The organism is Pseudomonas fjordensis (assembly GCF_976987115.1).
On record NZ_OZ336860.1, the window covers coordinates 5,931,009 to 5,947,166 of the forward strand.

The 16,158-nt window shown below is 59.5% G+C and carries 15 protein-coding genes; 5 read left to right on the forward strand and 10 right to left on the reverse strand.

Annotated elements, in window-relative coordinates; translation table 11 throughout:
* Positions 1-157: 157 nt before the first annotated feature.
* Positions 158-1,411: a serine hydroxymethyltransferase gene (gene glyA / locus ACWHXD_RS27110; RefSeq protein ID WP_003194304.1), complete on the forward strand. Its 1,254-nt coding sequence runs from the start codon at positions 158-160 to the stop codon at positions 1,409-1,411.
* 126 nt (positions 1,412-1,537) lie between these two features.
* Here glyA and yjiA read toward each other — a convergent pair whose 3' ends face one another.
* The 3 genes from yjiA to ACWHXD_RS27125 form a co-directional block, all read right to left on the reverse strand.
* Complete coding sequence (yjiA, locus tag ACWHXD_RS27115; protein ID WP_098952608.1) at positions 1,538-2,497, reverse strand: GTPase; 960 nt, start codon at positions 2,495-2,497, stop codon at positions 1,538-1,540.
* 156 nt (positions 2,498-2,653) lie between these two features.
* Positions 2,654-2,851, reverse strand: coding sequence for a YbdD/YjiX family protein (locus tag ACWHXD_RS27120; protein WP_003194308.1), 198 nt, complete (start codon positions 2,849-2,851; stop codon positions 2,654-2,656).
* Between the two features lie 15 nt (positions 2,852-2,866).
* Positions 2,867-4,933 carry a carbon starvation CstA family protein gene (locus tag ACWHXD_RS27125; RefSeq protein ID WP_003194310.1) on the reverse strand — a complete coding sequence of 689 codons (2,067 nt, stop codon included), beginning with the start codon at positions 4,931-4,933 and terminating at the stop codon, positions 2,867-2,869.
* Positions 4,934-5,107: 174 nt separating this feature from the next.
* Here ACWHXD_RS27125 and ACWHXD_RS27130 point away from each other — a divergent pair, with 174 nt between their 5' ends.
* Positions 5,108-5,476, forward strand: coding sequence for a PilZ domain-containing protein (locus tag ACWHXD_RS27130; RefSeq protein WP_094774581.1), 369 nt, complete (start codon positions 5,108-5,110; stop codon positions 5,474-5,476).
* Between the two features lie 125 nt (positions 5,477-5,601).
* On the opposite strand, the gene radA is transcribed toward ACWHXD_RS27130, so the two are convergent.
* From radA to katB, 3 genes are read right to left on the reverse strand one after another with little or no spacing between them, the layout of a single operon-like run.
* Positions 5,602-6,969: a DNA repair protein RadA gene (gene radA, locus ACWHXD_RS27135; protein WP_003194313.1), complete on the reverse strand. Its 1,368-nt coding sequence runs from the start codon at positions 6,967-6,969 to the stop codon at positions 5,602-5,604.
* 35 nt (positions 6,970-7,004) lie between these two features.
* On the reverse strand, positions 7,005-7,544 hold the full coding sequence (locus ACWHXD_RS27140; RefSeq protein WP_138761903.1) for an ankyrin repeat domain-containing protein: 540 nt from the start codon (positions 7,542-7,544) through the stop codon (positions 7,005-7,007).
* 57 nt (positions 7,545-7,601) lie between these two features.
* Positions 7,602-9,143, reverse strand: coding sequence for a catalase KatB (gene katB / locus ACWHXD_RS27145; RefSeq protein ID WP_138761902.1), 1,542 nt, complete (start codon positions 9,141-9,143; stop codon positions 7,602-7,604).
* A gap of 288 nt (positions 9,144-9,431) precedes the next feature.
* Between katB and mscL the strand changes: the two genes are divergently transcribed.
* Positions 9,432-9,848: a large-conductance mechanosensitive channel protein MscL gene (gene mscL / locus ACWHXD_RS27150; RefSeq protein ID WP_019818024.1), complete on the forward strand. Its 417-nt coding sequence runs from the start codon at positions 9,432-9,434 to the stop codon at positions 9,846-9,848.
* Between the two features lie 41 nt (positions 9,849-9,889).
* On the opposite strand, the gene ACWHXD_RS27155 is transcribed toward mscL, so the two are convergent.
* The gene (locus ACWHXD_RS27155) at positions 9,890-10,666 is read right to left on the reverse strand and encodes a ferredoxin--NADP reductase (RefSeq protein ID WP_138761901.1); all 777 of its coding nucleotides are present in this window, start codon (positions 10,664-10,666) and stop codon (positions 9,890-9,892) included.
* A 446-nt stretch (positions 10,667-11,112) separates the two neighbouring features.
* Between ACWHXD_RS27155 and ACWHXD_RS27160 the strand changes: the two genes are divergently transcribed.
* Positions 11,113-11,823, forward strand: a complete 711-nt coding sequence (locus ACWHXD_RS27160) for a helix-turn-helix transcriptional regulator (protein WP_032895231.1) — start codon at positions 11,113-11,115, stop codon at positions 11,821-11,823.
* Positions 11,824-11,963: 140 nt separating this feature from the next.
* A complete protein-coding gene (locus tag ACWHXD_RS27165) occupies positions 11,964-13,088 on the forward strand; it encodes a methyltransferase (RefSeq protein ID WP_138761900.1) in 1,125 nt (374 codons plus the stop codon).
* A 144-nt stretch (positions 13,089-13,232) separates the two neighbouring features.
* Here ACWHXD_RS27165 and ACWHXD_RS27170 read toward each other — a convergent pair whose 3' ends face one another.
* From ACWHXD_RS27170 to ACWHXD_RS27180, 3 genes are read right to left on the reverse strand one after another with little or no spacing between them, the layout of a single operon-like run.
* Entirely contained in the window at positions 13,233-13,397 is a 165-nt protein-coding gene (locus ACWHXD_RS27170) for a DUF2474 domain-containing protein (RefSeq protein WP_003194328.1), read from the reverse strand.
* A 12-nt stretch (positions 13,398-13,409) separates the two neighbouring features.
* Positions 13,410-14,417 (reverse strand): cytochrome d ubiquinol oxidase subunit II, encoded by a 1,008-nt coding sequence (cydB, locus tag ACWHXD_RS27175; protein WP_014720024.1) that lies wholly within the window; start codon positions 14,415-14,417, stop codon positions 13,410-13,412.
* Between the two features lies 1 nt (position 14,418).
* The gene (locus ACWHXD_RS27180; RefSeq protein WP_032895227.1) at positions 14,419-15,858 is read right to left on the reverse strand and encodes a cytochrome ubiquinol oxidase subunit I; all 1,440 of its coding nucleotides are present in this window, start codon (positions 15,856-15,858) and stop codon (positions 14,419-14,421) included.
* Positions 15,859-16,158: the final 300 nt, after the last annotated feature.

Sequence of the window (16,158 nt, forward strand, 5' to 3'; positions counted from 1 at the left end):
TTCGCGAGCAAGCTCGCTCCTACAGATGTACGCCATCACACCCACCACCCCCCAGATGAACCCCACTTGTCCGCGACATGATGTCCTTTCATATGCCATCTAAAACCCATTGGGTTAGAATGCCCTCCTTTTCTGCCCCCGATCCTTGAGGACCGCCATGTTCAGCCGTGATTTGACTATTGCCAAGTACGACGCCGATCTCTTCGCCGCCATGGAGCAAGAAGCCGTGCGCCAGGAAGAGCACATTGAGCTGATCGCTTCGGAAAACTACACCAGCCCTGCGGTGATGGAGGCTCAAGGTTCGGTTCTGACCAACAAGTACGCCGAAGGCTACCCAGGCAAGCGCTACTACGGTGGTTGCGAGTACGTCGACGTGGTTGAGCAGTTGGCCATCGACCGTGCAAAAGAGCTGTTCGGCGCCGATTACGCCAACGTTCAGCCACACGCCGGTTCCCAAGCCAACAGCGCCGTGTACCTGGCCCTGCTGCAAGGCGGCGACACCATCCTGGGCATGAGCCTGGCCCACGGTGGCCACCTGACCCACGGCGCCACGGTTTCGTCCTCCGGCAAGCTGTACAACGCTGTTCAATACGGTATCGATGCCAACGGCCTGATCGACTACGACGAAGTTGAGCGTCTGGCCGTCGAACACAAGCCAAAAATGATCGTGGCCGGTTTCTCTGCCTACTCGCAGATCCTGGATTTCCCACGCTTCCGTGAAATCGCCGACAAGGTCGGTGCCTACCTGTTTGTCGACATGGCCCACGTGGCCGGTCTGGTAGCTGCGGGCGTTTACCCCAACCCAGTGCCTTACGCTGACGTGGTCACCACCACGACCCACAAGACCCTGCGCGGTCCACGTGGCGGCCTGATCCTGGCACGTGCCAACGCCGAGATCGAGAAGAAGCTCAACTCCGCCGTTTTCCCGGGCGCCCAAGGCGGCCCGCTGGAGCACGTGATCGCGGCCAAGGCGATCTGCTTCAAGGAAGCACTGCAGCCTGAGTTCAAGACCTACCAGCAACAAGTGGTCAAGAACGCCAAGACCATGGCCAGCGTGTTCATCGAGCGCGGCTTTGACGTGGTGTCCGGCGGTACCGAAAACCACCTGTTCCTGCTGTCGCTGATCAAGCAGGACATTTCCGGTAAAGATGCTGACGCTGCCCTCGGCAAAGCCTTCATCACCGTGAACAAAAACTCCGTGCCGAACGACCCACGTTCGCCGTTCGTCACCTCCGGCCTGCGCTTCGGCACTCCGGCTGTGACCACCCGTGGTTTCAAGGAAGCCGAGTGCAAGGAACTGGCCGGCTGGATCTGCGACATCCTGGCCGACCTGAACAACGAAGCCGTGATCGACGCGGTACGTGAGAAGGTCAAGGCCATCTGCAAGAAGCTGCCGGTATACGGCGCGTAATACCAAGAAGCCCACTGTAGGAGCGAGCTTGCTCGCGAAAAACGTCAACGATAACGCGTGCATCTTGGGTGCATGCGTTGCCTGTGAGTTCTTCGCGAGCAAGCTCGCTCCTACAAGTGGGCTTTTTTATGCCTGATAGATCCGCTCAAAGCCTTGGCGGATCTTGTCTTCCGGCAGCTCATCGGCAATAAACACAATCACACTTTCGCGCGCCTCGCCCTCGGCCCATTCGGTATCCCAGTCGAAGCCATAGAGCTTCAACACGCCCTGGAACACCATGCGTCGATCCTCCCCGGCAATATTCAGTACGCCTTTGTAACGCAGCAGTTGTTTGCCATGATCTTCCAGCAGTTCGTTCATGAACTCGCTGAGACGGTCGATATCCAGCGGCTGGTCGGTGCGCAGCACCAGGCTGGAAATACGGTCGACCGAAGGCGCTGCACTGACCGGGCGCAGGCTCATGCCGGCGTTGAGGTTGAAACCGCGCACATCCAGCAATTCGGCCAGGTCAATCTTGCCGTGGTCTACCACGCGAATCGGCGCACGGCGGTTGATGCGGGTGAGGCGCTGGCTGAGGGCGTCGAAGGTGGCGTCGTCTACCAGGTCGCGCTTGCTCACCAACAAGCGGTCGGCAAAGCCGATCTGGGCCTGGGCGATGGTCTGGGTCAGATGATGCTCGGCGTGGGCCGCATCCACCAGGGTGATGATGCCGTCGAGGATATAGCGCTCGCGCAGTTCTTCGTCGATGAAAAAGGTCTGGGCCACCGGTGCGGGGTCGGCCAGGCCGGTGCATTCGATCACCAGGCGGTCGAAGGCGATCTCGCCGCTGTCCAGGCGTTCAAGCAGCAGGTATAGGGCCTTGGTCAGGTCGGTGTGGATGGTGCAGCACACGCAGCCGTTGGACAGGGTCATCACTTGCACCGGCTCGTCGCCCAGCAGTTGGGTGTCGATACCGGCGTCACTGAATTCGTTTTCGATCACGGCGATTTTCAAGCCGTGCTCGGCTTTGAGCAGGTGGCGCAGCAAGGTGGTCTTGCCGGCGCCGAGGAAGCCGCTGAGGATGGTAACGGGGATGGGAGAGGACAAAGAGATTCTCCTGAAAAATGGGGACGCAAAAACAACTGTAGGAGCGAGCTTGCTCGCGAAGAACGTCAACGATAACGCGTGCTGTCTGGATGCACGTGGTGTCCTTGGGTTTTTCGCGAGCAAGCTCGCTCCTACAGGTAAGGCAGTTTTACCAACTTAACAGCACTTGGGCCCACCCTTGCCGCCGTAACGGGCTTCCTGGCGTTCCCGGAAGAACGCCTTGTAGTCCATCACCGGCTTGTCCGGGTGTTTGGTTTGCATATGCTCGACGTAAGTGTCGTAGTCGGGCATGCCGACCATCAGGCGGGCGGCCTGACCGAGGTATTTACCGAGGCGACTGATGTCATTGAACATGTTTGCAATCCTCGTTTACGCGTCCGGTACAGCCTGGAACGGGGCTTCTTTATCCGTACGCTCTTTGTTGCCCCAGGCGGCGACACCCACCTTGAGCGCATAGAACAGGATGCTGAACACCACGAACAGGAACAGCGCCGTCAGCGTTGCGTTGGTGTAGGCGTTCCAGATCACGTGCTGCATCTGGTCGATGCTCTTGGCCGGGGCCAGGATCTGGCCGTTAGCCAGGGCATCGCTGTATTTCTTGGCCAGCGACAGGAAGCCGATCGCCGGGTTGGCGTCGAACAGCTTGATGAAGCCCGCAGTGGTGGTGCAGATCAACAGCCACACCGCTGGCAACATGGTCACCCAGATGTAGCGCTGGCGCTTCATCTTGATCAGCACAACGGTCGCCAGCATCAGCGCGATACCCGCCAGCATCTGGTTGGAGATACCGAACAGCGGCCACAAGGTGTTGATACCACCCAGCGGGTCGATCACGCCTTGGTACAGCAAGTAGCCCCACATGGCCACGCAACCGGCCGTGGCGATAAGGTTGGCAGTCCAAGACTCGGTACGCTTGAGCGCCGGCACGAACGAACCCAGCAGGTCTTGCAGCATGAAACGACCGGCACGGGTACCGGCGTCGACCGCCGTGAGGATGAACAGCGCTTCGAACAGGATCGCAAAGTGGTACCAGAACGCCATGGTGTTTTCACCCGGCAGCACACTGTGCAGGATCTGCGCGATACCCACCGCCAACGTCGGCGCACCGCCGGCACGCGCCAGGATGGTGGTTTCGCCGATATCGTGGGCCACGGCAGAGAGCGCCTCAGGCGTAATGGCAAAGCCCCAACTGCTGACCGTCTGCGCCACGGTAACCACGTCGGTGCCGACAATGGCGGCCGGGCTGTTCATGGCGAAGTACACGCCAGGCTCGATCACCGAGGCGGCAACCATCGCCATGATGGCCACGAACGACTCCATCAGCATGCCGCCGTAACCGATGTAACGGGCATGGCTTTCACTGGCCAACAGCTTGGGCGTGGTGCCCGAGGAGATCAGCGCATGGAAGCCCGAGACCGCGCCACAGGCAATGGTGATGAACAGGAACGGGAACAGGCCGCCCTTCCACACCGGGCCGGTGCCGTCGATGAACTGGGTGAGTGCCGGCATTTTCAGGTCAGGCATGGTGACCAGGATGCCAATCGCCAGGGCGATGATGGTGCCGATTTTCAGGAACGTCGACAGGTAGTCGCGGGGCGCCAGGATCAGCCACACCGGCAGCACAGCGGCCACGAAACCGTAGCCGATCAGCATCCAGGTGATCTGGATACCGGTGAAGGTGAACGCCTTGGCCCACACCGGGTCAGCGGCAATCTGCCCGCCCAGCCAGATCGAACCCAGCAGCAACAGCACGCCGATGATCGAGATTTCACCGATGCGGCCCGGGCGGATGTAGCGCATGTAGATGCCCATGAACATCGCGATCGGGATGGTCGCCATCACCGTGAAGATGCCCCATGGGCTCTCGGCCAGGGCCTTGACCACGATCAGCGCCAACACCGCGAGGATGATGATCATGATCAGGAAGCAGCCGAACAGCGCGATGGTCCCGGGAATGCGGCCCATCTCTTCGCGAACCATATCCCCCAGGGAACGGCCGTTGCGACGGGTGGACAGGAACAGGACCATGAAGTCTTGCACCGCACCGGCCAGCACCACCCCGGCAATCAGCCAGAGGGTGCCGGGCAGATAGCCCATTTGCGCCGCCAGCACCGGGCCGACCAACGGGCCTGCACCGGCAATCGCCGCAAAGTGGTGACCGAAAAGAATGTGTTTGTTGGTCGGCACATAGTCCAGACCATCGTTGTTGACCACCGCAGGGGTTGCCCGCCGAGGGTCGAGTTGCATCACGTTGTTGGCGATGAACAGACTGTAGTAACGGTACGCAACCAGGTAGATGGCTACTGCAGCGACCACAATCCACAAGGCGTTGATCGCCTCGCCGCGGCGCAAGGCCACTACGCCCAGGGCGCACGCTCCTACAATTGCCAGCACCAGCCAGGGTAAGTGGCGTAGCAGGCTATTATTATTTTTCATTTTTATATTCCAGCCAGGGTGGACAGAAAGGACAGCCAGCCCGAGTTTAGCGCTACTGGCCTCAAAGACCAGCCCCCTACGTTGGTCTAGAGCCTTCAACCGGTAAAAAAAGCCGAAATAATCGCCCCTTGATGGCCCGGGGCTACACTCCTCCCATTCACAGAGGGCTTTACCATGACCGAGCATGCGTCTGAACGTCGCCGTTTTCGCCGGATTGCCTTTGATGCCACGGCCGAACTTCGGCAAAACGGCAGCGAATGGCCGGTGAAACTGCTGGATCTATCACTCAAGGGTTTGCTGGTGGAACGACCGGACGACTGGAAGGGGAATAAAGCGCTGCCCTTTGATGTCGACATACGCCTGGACCAGAAGACACATATAAAGATGCAAGCGCGGCTGACCCATGAAGATCCTGGGCAATTGGGCTTCGTATGCAAACACATTGATCTGGATTCGATCAGCCATTTGCGTAGGTTCGTTGAGTTGAACCTGGGTGATGAGCAAGAGCTGGAGCGCGAGCTGGGCGCCCTGCTGGAGATCTAGCTGCCAACGTACATCCAATGTGGGAGCGGGCTTGCTCGCGAATGCGGTCCTTCAGCCAATTATTTAATGACTGATACACCGCATTCGCGAGCAAGCCCGCTCCCACAAGGGTGGTCCGGCGCTGGTTATTCGAACAGGGCATCCAGCGCCTGTTCCAAGCGTGTCACAGCAATAATCTGTAACCCCGGCGGCGCCTCCTTCGGGGCATTGCCCTTGGGCACAATCGCCCGTTTGAAGCCATGCTTGGCCGCCTCCTTCAAGCGCTCCTGCCCACTCGGCACCGGGCGTACTTCGCCCGACAAACCCACCTCGCCAAACACCAGCAAGTCATGGGGCAACGGACGGTTACGCAGGCTGGACATCACCGCCGCCATCAACGCCAGGTCGGACGCGGTCTCCAGCACCTTGACCCCGCCCACCACGTTGAGGAACACATCCTGGTCGTGGGTCGGAATGCCGCCATGCCGGTGCAGCACCGCCAGCAACATCGCCAGGCGGTTCTGGTCCAGGCCCAGGGTGACGCGCCGTGGGTTGGCCAAATGGCTGTCATCCACCAGCGCCTGGACTTCCACCAGCATCGGCCGGGTGCCTTCCCACGTGGCCATCACCACGCTGCCTGGGACTTCTTCCTGGGCGCGGGTGAGAAAAATCGCGGAGGGGTTCGAGACTTCTTTCAGCCCCCGGTCAGTCATGGCAAACACACCCAGTTCGTTGACGGCGCCAAAGCGGTTCTTCACCGCCCGCAGCAGGCGCAGGCGACCGTCGGATTCCCCTTCGAAATACAGCACGGTGTCGACCATGTGTTCCAACACCCGTGGCCCGGCCAGTGCGCCCTCCTTGGTGACGTGGCCGACCAGGAAGATCGCCGTGCCGCTCTGCTTGGCGTAACGCACCAGCAGCGCCGCGCTTTCGCGCACCTGAGACACGCCGCCGGGTGCCGATTGCAGTTGTTCGGTGAAAATCGTCTGGATCGAGTCAATGACCATGACTTTGGGCTTTTCGATGCGCGCCGTGGCGATGATGCTTTCGATGCAGGTTTCGGTCATCACCCGCAACTGATCCTGAGGCAAGCCCAGGCGCCGGGCGCGCATGGCCACTTGCTGCTGGGACTCTTCGCCCGTGACGTACAGCGCAGGCATGCGGCTGGCGATGCTGCAAAGGGTTTGCAGCAGGATCGTGGACTTGCCGATGCCAGGGTCACCGCCGATCAGCACCACCGAGCCGTCCACCAGGCCACCGCCCAATACCCGGTCCAGTTCGCCGGAGGCGGTGGAAAAGCGCGGGATCTCTTCGACGCTGACTTCGGCCAGGGTCTTGATCTGCGCCTGTTGCCCGGTCCAGCCGGCACGGCCGGTGGGGGCTGCGGCACCGCCGCTCTCGATCATGGTTTCAGTCAGGGTGTTCCAGGCGCCGCATTCGGAGCACTGGCCCGCCCATTTGGGAAAGGTCGCGCCGCACTCTGTGCAGCCGTACATGCGCTTGGCCTTTGCCATATGAGAACCTCCAACCGAAAAACCGCGATGATAGCTCAGCGCGACGCTGGGGTCCGGATTTCGCCATTAGCCAAACGTGAAGCGCTGTTACCCACAGGGTCCTCGGCGTTCAGGTCGGCGCCTTTGGCTTGCAGCGCCCCCAGCAACTCGACGCGCTTGAATAACCCGGCGTACATGGCGGCGGTCTGCCCTGCGCCGTTGCGTTGGTCAGGGTTGCAGTCGGTGGCCAACAGGCGCTGGGCGATTTTCAGCTCGCCTTTAAAGATGGCGCCCATCAACGCTGTGTTGCCGCGTTGGTCCTGCACACAGGCGTCGGCGCCGGCATCGAGCAGACGCTCCACGTACGGGCCCTGGCCGTGATAGGCAGCCAGGATCAACGCGGTGTAGCCCTTGTCGTCCTGGGTATTGAGACCGTAGCCGGACTCAATGAAGGTGTTGAGCATGTCGAGGTCGCCACGACGGGCGGCGTCGAAATAGTAGTCCTGCAACTGCGCCTTGAGCGCCACCGGGTCCGGGGGCTCGGCATGGGCGGCGAAGGCCAGCATGGCCATCAGTAAACCGATAGAGATGCGCATAGGGTGTTCTCCTGCCAAAGGTCGACGCCCGTGAAGGCGCCGACCGCAACCAACGAATCAGTCAGTCAGTTTTTGCGCCAGCGCCTTCACGCGAGCCAGGTCGCCCTTGGCGACTTTGGCGACGCCGGTGCCGTATTCCGGATCCGCTTTGTAGAGGAACGACAGGATGATGTGCTTGCTCTCATCATCGGTGGTGGCCAATGAGCCGCCGAAGTTGTTGATCAAGTCCTCGCGCTCTTTCTTGGTGTAGGAACGGTACAGATCACCGGCCTGCTTGAAGTTCTGCTCACGCTGGATCTTGGCCTGCTGGGTGCTGCCCGCCAGCGGCGCCTGGCTGTAGCGCGCGGTTTGTGGCTCTTCGCGTGGCAACAGGCGGCTTGGTTGGTAGTTCACGCCGGTGGTGGTCTTGCCGAAGTTCATCGCGCCGTCCTGGTTGCCGTTGTTGACGGTGACCCGTGGAGCGTTGATCGGCAGTTGCAGGGCGTTCGCGCCCAGGCGGTACATCTGCGTATCGGCGTAGGAGAACACCCGGCCTTGCAGCAAGCGGTCTTCCGACGGCTCGATACCCGGTACCAGGTTGGCCGGGGCCATCGCGACTTGTTCGGTTTCCTGGAACACATTGGCCGGGTTGCGGTTCAGCACCATTTGCCCGACTTTGCGCTCGGGCACATTCGGCCAGATCTTGGTGGCATCCAGTGGGTCGAAATCAAACTTGGCCAGGTCTTCAGGCTTGAGCACCTGCACATACAAGTCCCACTTGGGGAAGTCGCCTTTGTTGATGTGCGTGACCAGGTCGTTGGTCATATGGCTGTAGTCACGCCCCTGCACTTCGGTAACTTGCTTGGGATCAAGGTTCTTGATGCCCTGCAGGCTCTTCCAATGGAACTTGACGTAGTGCACTTCACCTTTAGTGTTAATCAACTTGTAGGCATGTACACCATTGCCGTCCATTTCGCGGTAACTGGCTGGGGTGCCGGAGTCCGAGTACAACTCGGTCAGTGTACGAGTGGACTCTGGAACATGGGAGAAGAAGTCGAAACGACGCGAGTCATCGTCCAGGTTAGTGCGCGGGTCCGGTTTAAAGGCATGGACCATGTCCGGGAACTTGATCGCATCGCGAATAAAGAACGTGGGGAAGTTATTGCCGACCAGGTCCCAGTTACCTTCGGCGGTATAGAACTTGGTGGCGAAGCCCCGTGGGTCGCGCAGGGTTTCCGGGGAGTGGTTGCCATGCACCACAGCCGAGAAGCGCACGAACACCGGCGTGGTTTCACCGGCGGCGAATACCTTGGCCTTGGTCAGGTCGCTGAGGTTGTCGGTCACGGTGAAGGTGCCATGGGCGCCCGTGCCGCGTGCGTGCACCACGCGCTCTGGAATGCGTTCGCGGTCGAAGCGCTGCAGCTTCTGGATCAGTTGCACGTCCTGCAGCAACACCGGGCCATTGGCGCCGGCGGTCTGGGAGTTCTGGTTATCACCGACGTTGGCCCCGTTATCGCGGGTCAGGTTGGCGGCTTGCACAGAGAGGGAAAGCAGGCTGGCGGTCACCAGGGCCAGCGCGTGGCGCGCCGACACGGGCCTGCGGCTGATTGGAGTGTTCATCGAGGTTTCCTCTGGTTTTTTTTAATGCACATTCAGTTGTGCTTGCCAGAGGCTAGTGACCTGCGAGTCAGAAGATAAATAGAAAAACACCACAGGCCCGATTAAGAAAATAATCTGGTAACTCGCTGAAATAGCCGGTAATTCGCGCGCGAATGGTGGCACTTTGCAAACTATTTGCGATTTAATGTGTCGATAAAAATCGACAGTGTTAACAGTTGTGTCGAGCAAGCGCTGTTCGACTGAATTACACTGACCTCCACCCTCCTCAACTGTAACAAGGAATAACCTATGGGCGTGATCAGTGAGTTCAAGGCCTTCGCGGTCAAAGGTAATGTGGTCGACATGGCCGTCGGTATCATCATCGGTGCTGCCTTCGGCAAGATTGTTTCCTCATTTGTAGGCGACGTGATAATGCCTCCCATCGGCCTGCTGATCGGTGGCGTGGACTTTGCCGATCTGGCCGTCACGCTCAAGGCCGCACAGGGTGATGTCCCCGCTGTTGTGCTGGCCTACGGCAAGTTCATCCAGAGCATCATCGACTTTGTGATCGTCGCGTTTGCAATCTTCATGGGCGTGAAGGCGATCAACCGTCTCAAGCGCGAAGAGGCCGTGGCCCCAAGCCTGCCGCCGACGCCGAGCAAGGAAGAAGTGCTGCTGGGCGAGATCCGCGATCTGCTCAAGGCACAGAACAACAAGCCGCTTTAACCTGCGGATGCAAAAAAGGCGCCTCGTAAGGCGCCTTTTTTCTACCAGTAGTTTTCTACCGCCACCTGGCCAGGCCGTCGGCTCAGGCTCAGTTGCATGTCCCGCTGCTTGAGCAACTGGCGCGTGTCATCGACCATCTGCGGGTTGCCGCAAATCAGTACGCGCGAATCCTGCGCCGTCAGCTCCACGCCAGCCGTCCGCTCCAATTCGCCATTTTCGATCAGGGCCGTAATACGCCCGTTCAACGCGCCCGGATGCAGCTCGCGGGTGACGATGGGAATGTAGGTGAGCTTGTGGGCGTAGTCGGCCAGGTATTCGCGCTCACCCAGTGTGTTGATCAGCGACTGGTAGGCCAGTTCCTTGGCTTCCCGGGCGCTGTACACCAGGATGATGCGCTCGAATTTTTCCCAGGCTTCGAAGTCCTGCAGGATCGACAGGAACGGCGCAATGCCCGTACCGGTTCCCAGCAACCACAGGTCGCGCCCGTCGACAAAGCGGTTGAGGGTCAGAAAACCCGTGGCCTGGCGCTCTACCAGCAAGGTATCGCCCACCTTCAGGCGGCTCAGTTCACTGGTGAACTCACCACCGGGGACCACGATGGAAAAAAAATCCAGATGCTCGTCAAACGGCGAAGACACGATGGAATAGGCACGCCACACGGTGCTGCCATCCGCCTTGGTAACGCCCAGGCGCACGAACTGGCCGGCGGTAAAACGAAAACCGGCATCGCGGGTGGTGCGCAGGGTGAACAGGCTGGGGGTCAGCGATTGCACATCGAGCAGGGTCTGGCGGGTAAATTTCTCAGCACTGGCCGTCATGGGGGGCTCCGTTTTGCACAGGCCGTTAGTGTCCCTCAAAACAGACCGCGCAAACACCGATGATTGGTACTGGCTTTGCAATCGCTGAAGTCCCGCGCAGCTGGCCAGCGCGTTTTTGAGCTAGCCAGGGGCCAAGCCACGGGCGCCTCAGTGGAACTAATTATTTGGCTATTAATGCCCCCCGAACACCTCACTAGATGAAACGGCACTTACAACGACATCATTTTGATACTGTTTTTAAGACATTAAAAACGTTGAAAAAACTTTCGCTGCCAAGTGCCCTTATACAAAACTCCAAGCCTTGTACAAAACCGGCGTGCGAAACAAACCCTGTAAGTAAAATATTTTTCAGACTCAGTTGTAGGACTTCCCCTACACTTGTTTTCGAGTTGCATTGGGAGATCAGGACGTACCCAAGTCACACAGAAACCTATGGAGAGTCACCGATGGTCAATTGGCATAACACCCGGCTGCCCAAGCTGGAAGGCGAGAGTGAAATCACCAGTGTGTTTGAGATGGTGATTAACCACACCTATGAGCTGGGTTTCGAATATTGCTCTTTTACGATGAGCTCCCAGTCACAAGACACTCAAACAAAACCCATTCTATTTAATAACTATCCAAACGAATGGAGTCACATTTATAAACAAGCACACTACTTCGATGTAGACCCCGTTGTAACCCACTGCAAAAATTCGGTACTGCCCATTCTCTGGGAGCAAAAAACCTTTGCCAACACCCCCCAGTTGTGGGAGTTGGCTCAGTCCTGCGGGGTGCATTTAGGCTGGACCCAAGCCGTGCATGATTTCCAGGGTGTATTCAGCATGCTGACCCTGGTTCGCAGCAAGGGCGAAGTCAGCCCTGAAGAGCTTTACGAAAAAGCTGGCCAGGTGTTGTGGCTTTGCCACGCGATGCATGCGGTCGTCGCGCAGAAGTACGCCGACGCGCCCGACATCAAAGCGCCCAGCAAATTGACCGCCCGGGAAACGGAAATCCTCAAATGGTCTGCGATGGGCAAGACGGCCTCCGAGATTGCCGCGATTCTTTGCCTGTCCGAACGCACCGTGGGCTTTCATATCAGCAGTACCTTCAAGAAGCTGGGCGTGCATAACAAGATCCAGGCGGTGCTGCGTGCCGCTAAAGCCGGGCTGTTTTAACCTACGCAAAACACCGCATGTCATCGCGTTGAAAAAAACGTAACATTTACGGCCAATTCTGAGTGTTGAGGGTGCGCTTCCCATGGTTGCCCCGCCGTTCACTCAGACGGTCCGTCGATTACCCAGAGCCTTGCCCCGCCATGCCCCTGCTTGACAGCCCTTTCGCCCAGCTCGACCTGATTCGTCAGCCAGAGCAACACAATGATCCGCTGCAAGCCTCCGATGCCGCCGACGAATACCTGCTCAGCCACCTCGCCGCGCAGCAGCCTACTGCCGCCACCCGCGTGCTGGTCCTCAATGACAGCTTCGGCGCCCTAGCGGCCAGCCTTCAAGGCCAGGTGCAGGTGACCTCCAGCGGTGACTCGTTCCTCGCGGCCCAGGGCCTGGAAAAAAATCTGGTGCGCAACGGCAAACCCTTTGATGCCGTGCCCTTCATACCGGCCAGCCAGCTTGCGACCGGGCCATTCGATCGCGTATTGATCCGCGTGCCGAAAACCCTGGCGTTGCTGGAAGAACAACTGATCCGCCTGCAAGGGCAACTGGCGCCCGGCGCCGAGGTGATCGCAGGTGCGATGGTCAAGCATTTGCCCCGGGCTGCGGGCGAATTGCTGGAGCGTTACATCGGCCCCATGCACGCCTCATTGGCGGTCAAAAAAGCGCGGCTGTTGATCGCCAGCGTCGAGCAACGCCCTGCTGCGGTTTCGCCCTACCCAACCCGCTATACCTTGGATGCGCCCGTCATCGAGTTGCGCAACCACGCCAACGTGTTTTGCCGCGAAGGCCTGGACATCGGCACCCGCGCCTTCCTGCCGCACCTGCCAAAAAACCTGGGCAGCGCCCGCGTGGCGGACCTGGGCTGCGGCAACGGCGTACTGGCGATTGCCAGCGCCCTGCACAACCCCGATGCGCATTACACCTTGGTGGATGAGTCGTACATGGCGGTGCAATCGGCCGCCGAAAACTGGCAAGCCGCCTTGGGTGAACGGGACGTCACCGTGCAGGCCGGCGACGGCCTGGCCGGCCAGGAGCCGCAGTCGCTGGACGTGGTGCTGTGCAACCCACCGTTCCACCAACAACAAGTGGTCGGTGACTTCCTGGCCTGGCGCATGTTCCAGCAGGCACGCGAAGCGCTGGTGGTCGGCGGAGCCTTGTACATCGTCGGCAATCGTCACCTGGGCTACCACAGCAAGCTGGCGCGGCTGTTCCGTGGCGTCGAGCAAGTAGCGGCCACACCCAAGTTCGTCATCCTCAAAGCGCGTAAATAAAAACCCCTGCTTACTTGTAGGAGCGAGCTTGCTCGCGAAAAACGCCAACGAGAACGCGTGCTTACTGAATAAACGCGGCGTCTGTGAGTTTTTCGCGAGCAAGAACTAGGCGTCCCCCTCGCTCCTACATTATTGGTATTGGGGTCAGTGGGTGCTCAGGCCTGCCGCATTCATGAACATGCGCATCAGGCTGGCCACCACGAACAGGGCCAGCACGCTGCCGGTCCAGATCATCGCCAGCCACCCCAGGCGCCGCCACAATGGCTGCTTCTCGGCCTGTTCAATCTCGTGCAACGAAGGTTTGGACATGTTTCAACCCTCCTAGTGATAGCCATCTTCGTGGGTGACCTTGCCGCGGAACACGTAGTAGCTCCAGAAGGTGTAGCCCAGGATGAACGGGATGATGAACAGCGTGCCCACCAGCATGAAGCCCTGGCTTTGCGGCGGCGCGGCGGCATCCCAGATCGATACGGACGGCGGGATGATGTTCGGCCACAGGCTGATCCCCAGGCCGCTGTAGCCGAGGAAAATCAGCACCAGCGTCAACAGGAACGGCGTGTAGTGCGCGTTACGTGCCACAGCGCGGATCAACCCGTACATGGTGACCAGCACCAGGATCGGCACCGGCAGGAACCAGAACAGGTTCGGCAGGGTAAACCAGCGCGAGGCGATTTCCGGGTGGGTCAGCGGCGTCCAGATGCTGACGATACCAATCACCGCCAACACCACGAAGGCCAAAGGCCGCGCCAGGTTGTGCATCTGCTCCTGCAACTTGCCTTCGGTCTTCATGATCAGCCAGGTGCAGCCGAGCAAGGCATACGCCACGATCAGCGCCACACCGCAGAACATCGTGAACGGCGTGAGCCAGTCCAGTGAGCCGCCGGCGAACTGGCGGTCCACCACCGGGATGCCGTCGATAAAGGCGCCCAGCGCCACGCCCTGGAAGAAGGTCGCCGCCAGCGAGCCGCCAATAAACGCCTTGTCCCACAGGTGACGCTTGTGGTCCTTGGCCTTGAAGCGGAACTCAAAGGCCACGCCGCGAAAGATCAGCCCGATCAGCATCAGGATCAGCGGCAGGTACAGCGCCGACAACACCACCGAATAGGCCAGCGGGAACGCGCCAAACAACGCCGCGCCGCCGAGTACCAGCCAGGTTTCGTTGCCGTCCCATACGGGTGCCACGGTGTTCATCATCACGTCACGGTCGACTTTGCCCGGAATAAACGGGAAAAGAATGCCGATCCCCAGGTCGAAGCCGTCCATGACCACGTACATCATGATGCCGAAGATGATGATCACGGCCCAGATCAGCGGAAGATCAATGCCCATCTCAATTCCCCTTGTGCTGGATGTGGTCGTGGTCGTTATCACTGCCATCGTCGGCAGCAGACAACGGACGTGCCGGGGTGCGTTTCTGGCCAGGGCCGCCATGGGCCGGCTCGGTACTGTCGTGGGTCACGGGGCCTTTGCGCACCAGGCGCATCATGTAGCCCAGGCCCGCGCCGAACAGCGCGAAGTACACCACCACGAACAACACCAGGGTAATGGTCATCTGCGTCAGGCTATGCCCGGAGGAGGCATCCGCCGTGCGCATCAACCCGTAGACCACCCAGGGCTGGCGACCGATTTCGGTGGTGAACCAACCGGCCAGAATCGCAATCAGGCCAGACGGGCCCATCCACAGCGCCAGGTACAGGAACGGTTTGGACGTGTACATCTTGTCGCCCCGGCGCAGCCACAGGCTGAACAGACCGGTGAAGATCATCAGGAACCCCAGGCCGACCATGACCCGGAACGACCAGAACACAATGGTCGAGTTGGGACGGTCTTCAGGCGGGAACTCCTTGAGCGCCGGCACCTGCTTGTCCAGGGAGTGAGTCAGGATCAGGCTGCCCAGGTACGGGATCTCGACCGCGTATTTGGTTTTCTCGGCTTTCATGTCCGGCCAGCCGAACAGGATCAGCGGCGTGGGCTCGTTGCCGATATTTTCCCAGTGGCCTTCAATCGCCGCGATCTTAGCCGGCTGATGCTTGAGGGTATTAAGGCCATGGAAGTCGCCAATCACCGCCTGGATGGGCGCAACGATCAGGGCCATCCACATCGCCATCGAGAGCATTTTGCGGATCGCCGGGCTGTCCTTACCGCGCAGCAAATGCCACGCCGCCGACGAGCCGACGAAGAACGCCGTGGCAACAAAAGCAGCCGTGGCCATGTGCATCAGGCGGTAGGGGAACGACGGGTTGAAGATCACCGCCAACCAATCGGTCGGGATCACGCGGCCATCGATGATTTCAAAGCCCTGGGGCGTCTGCATCCAGCTGTTGGAGGCAAGAATCCAGAACGTGGAGATCAGCGTACCCACAGCCACCATCACCGTGGCAAAAAAGTGCAGCTTGCGCCCCACCTTGTTCCAGCCAAATAACATCACGCCCAGGAAACCGGCCTCGAGGAAGAAGGCCGTGAGCACTTCGTACGTCAGCAACGGCCCGGTGACGGCGCCGGCGAAGTCCGAGAAGCGGCTCCAGTTGGTGCCGAACTGGTAGGCCATGACCAGGCCCGATACCACGCCCATGCCGAAGTTGACGGCAAAGATCTTCGACCAGAAATGGTAGAGATCACGGTAGGTATCGTTATGAGTCTTGAGCCACAAGCCCTCCAGTACCGCAAGGTAACTGGCCAGGCCGATGGTGATCGCCGGGAACAGGATGTGGAATGAGATGGTGAACGCGAATTGAATTCGGGCGAGATCTAGCGCCTCCAAACCGAACATAAGTCTTCCTCTGTCAGGTAATACCGGCTGCTGGCTGGGAGCCTGCACCCACTGCCCCCACGGATATGGAGTGTGGCGAATTTCAATTCGTTTCTTTTATTACCCATCGCGTGGGGAATCTGGCCTTTCGACCACCAGAACAATCCCGGGGCAGGTTTTGATCTGGATCAAGCATCGTTGAAAGAGTAGTCCCATTTTTGCTGTAGGACTGTGTGGTCTTTTGCCGCGTGACAGCTTGCCTCAGCTCAGTTCTTGCAACTATTTGTTACAGCTTGATGCTAATCTCGCCCTTCTCCCGTT

Coding starts and splice junctions, on each gene's coding strand:
- ACWHXD_RS27140 (WP_138761903.1), bottom strand. CDS start 7,544: ATGCGCATCTCTATCGGTTTACTGATGGCCATGCTGGCCTTCGCCGCC.
- glyA (WP_003194304.1), top strand. CDS start 158: ATGTTCAGCCGTGATTTGACTATTGCCAAGTACGACGCCGATCTCTTC.
- ACWHXD_RS27170 (WP_003194328.1), bottom strand. CDS start 13,397: ATGTCCAAACCTTCGTTGCACGAGATTGAACAGGCCGAGAAGCAGCCA.
- ACWHXD_RS27160 (WP_032895231.1), top strand. CDS start 11,113: ATGGTCAATTGGCATAACACCCGGCTGCCCAAGCTGGAAGGCGAGAGT.
- katB (WP_138761902.1), bottom strand. CDS start 9,143: ATGAACACTCCAATCAGCCGCAGGCCCGTGTCGGCGCGCCACGCGCTG.
- ACWHXD_RS27120 (WP_003194308.1), bottom strand. CDS start 2,851: ATGTTCAATGACATCAGTCGCCTCGGTAAATACCTCGGTCAGGCCGCC.
- ACWHXD_RS27155 (WP_138761901.1), bottom strand. CDS start 10,666: ATGACGGCCAGTGCTGAGAAATTTACCCGCCAGACCCTGCTCGATGTG.
- ACWHXD_RS27180 (WP_032895227.1), bottom strand. CDS start 15,858: ATGTTCGGTTTGGAGGCGCTAGATCTCGCCCGAATTCAATTCGCGTTC.
- radA (WP_003194313.1), bottom strand. CDS start 6,969: ATGGCAAAGGCCAAGCGCATGTACGGCTGCACAGAGTGCGGCGCGACC.
- ACWHXD_RS27130 (WP_094774581.1), top strand. CDS start 5,108: ATGACCGAGCATGCGTCTGAACGTCGCCGTTTTCGCCGGATTGCCTTT.
- cydB (WP_014720024.1), bottom strand. CDS start 14,417: ATGGGCATTGATCTTCCGCTGATCTGGGCCGTGATCATCATCTTCGGC.
- ACWHXD_RS27125 (WP_003194310.1), bottom strand. CDS start 4,933: ATGAAAAATAATAATAGCCTGCTACGCCACTTACCCTGGCTGGTGCTG.
- ACWHXD_RS27165 (WP_138761900.1), top strand. CDS start 11,964: ATGCCCCTGCTTGACAGCCCTTTCGCCCAGCTCGACCTGATTCGTCAG.
- mscL (WP_019818024.1), top strand. CDS start 9,432: ATGGGCGTGATCAGTGAGTTCAAGGCCTTCGCGGTCAAAGGTAATGTG.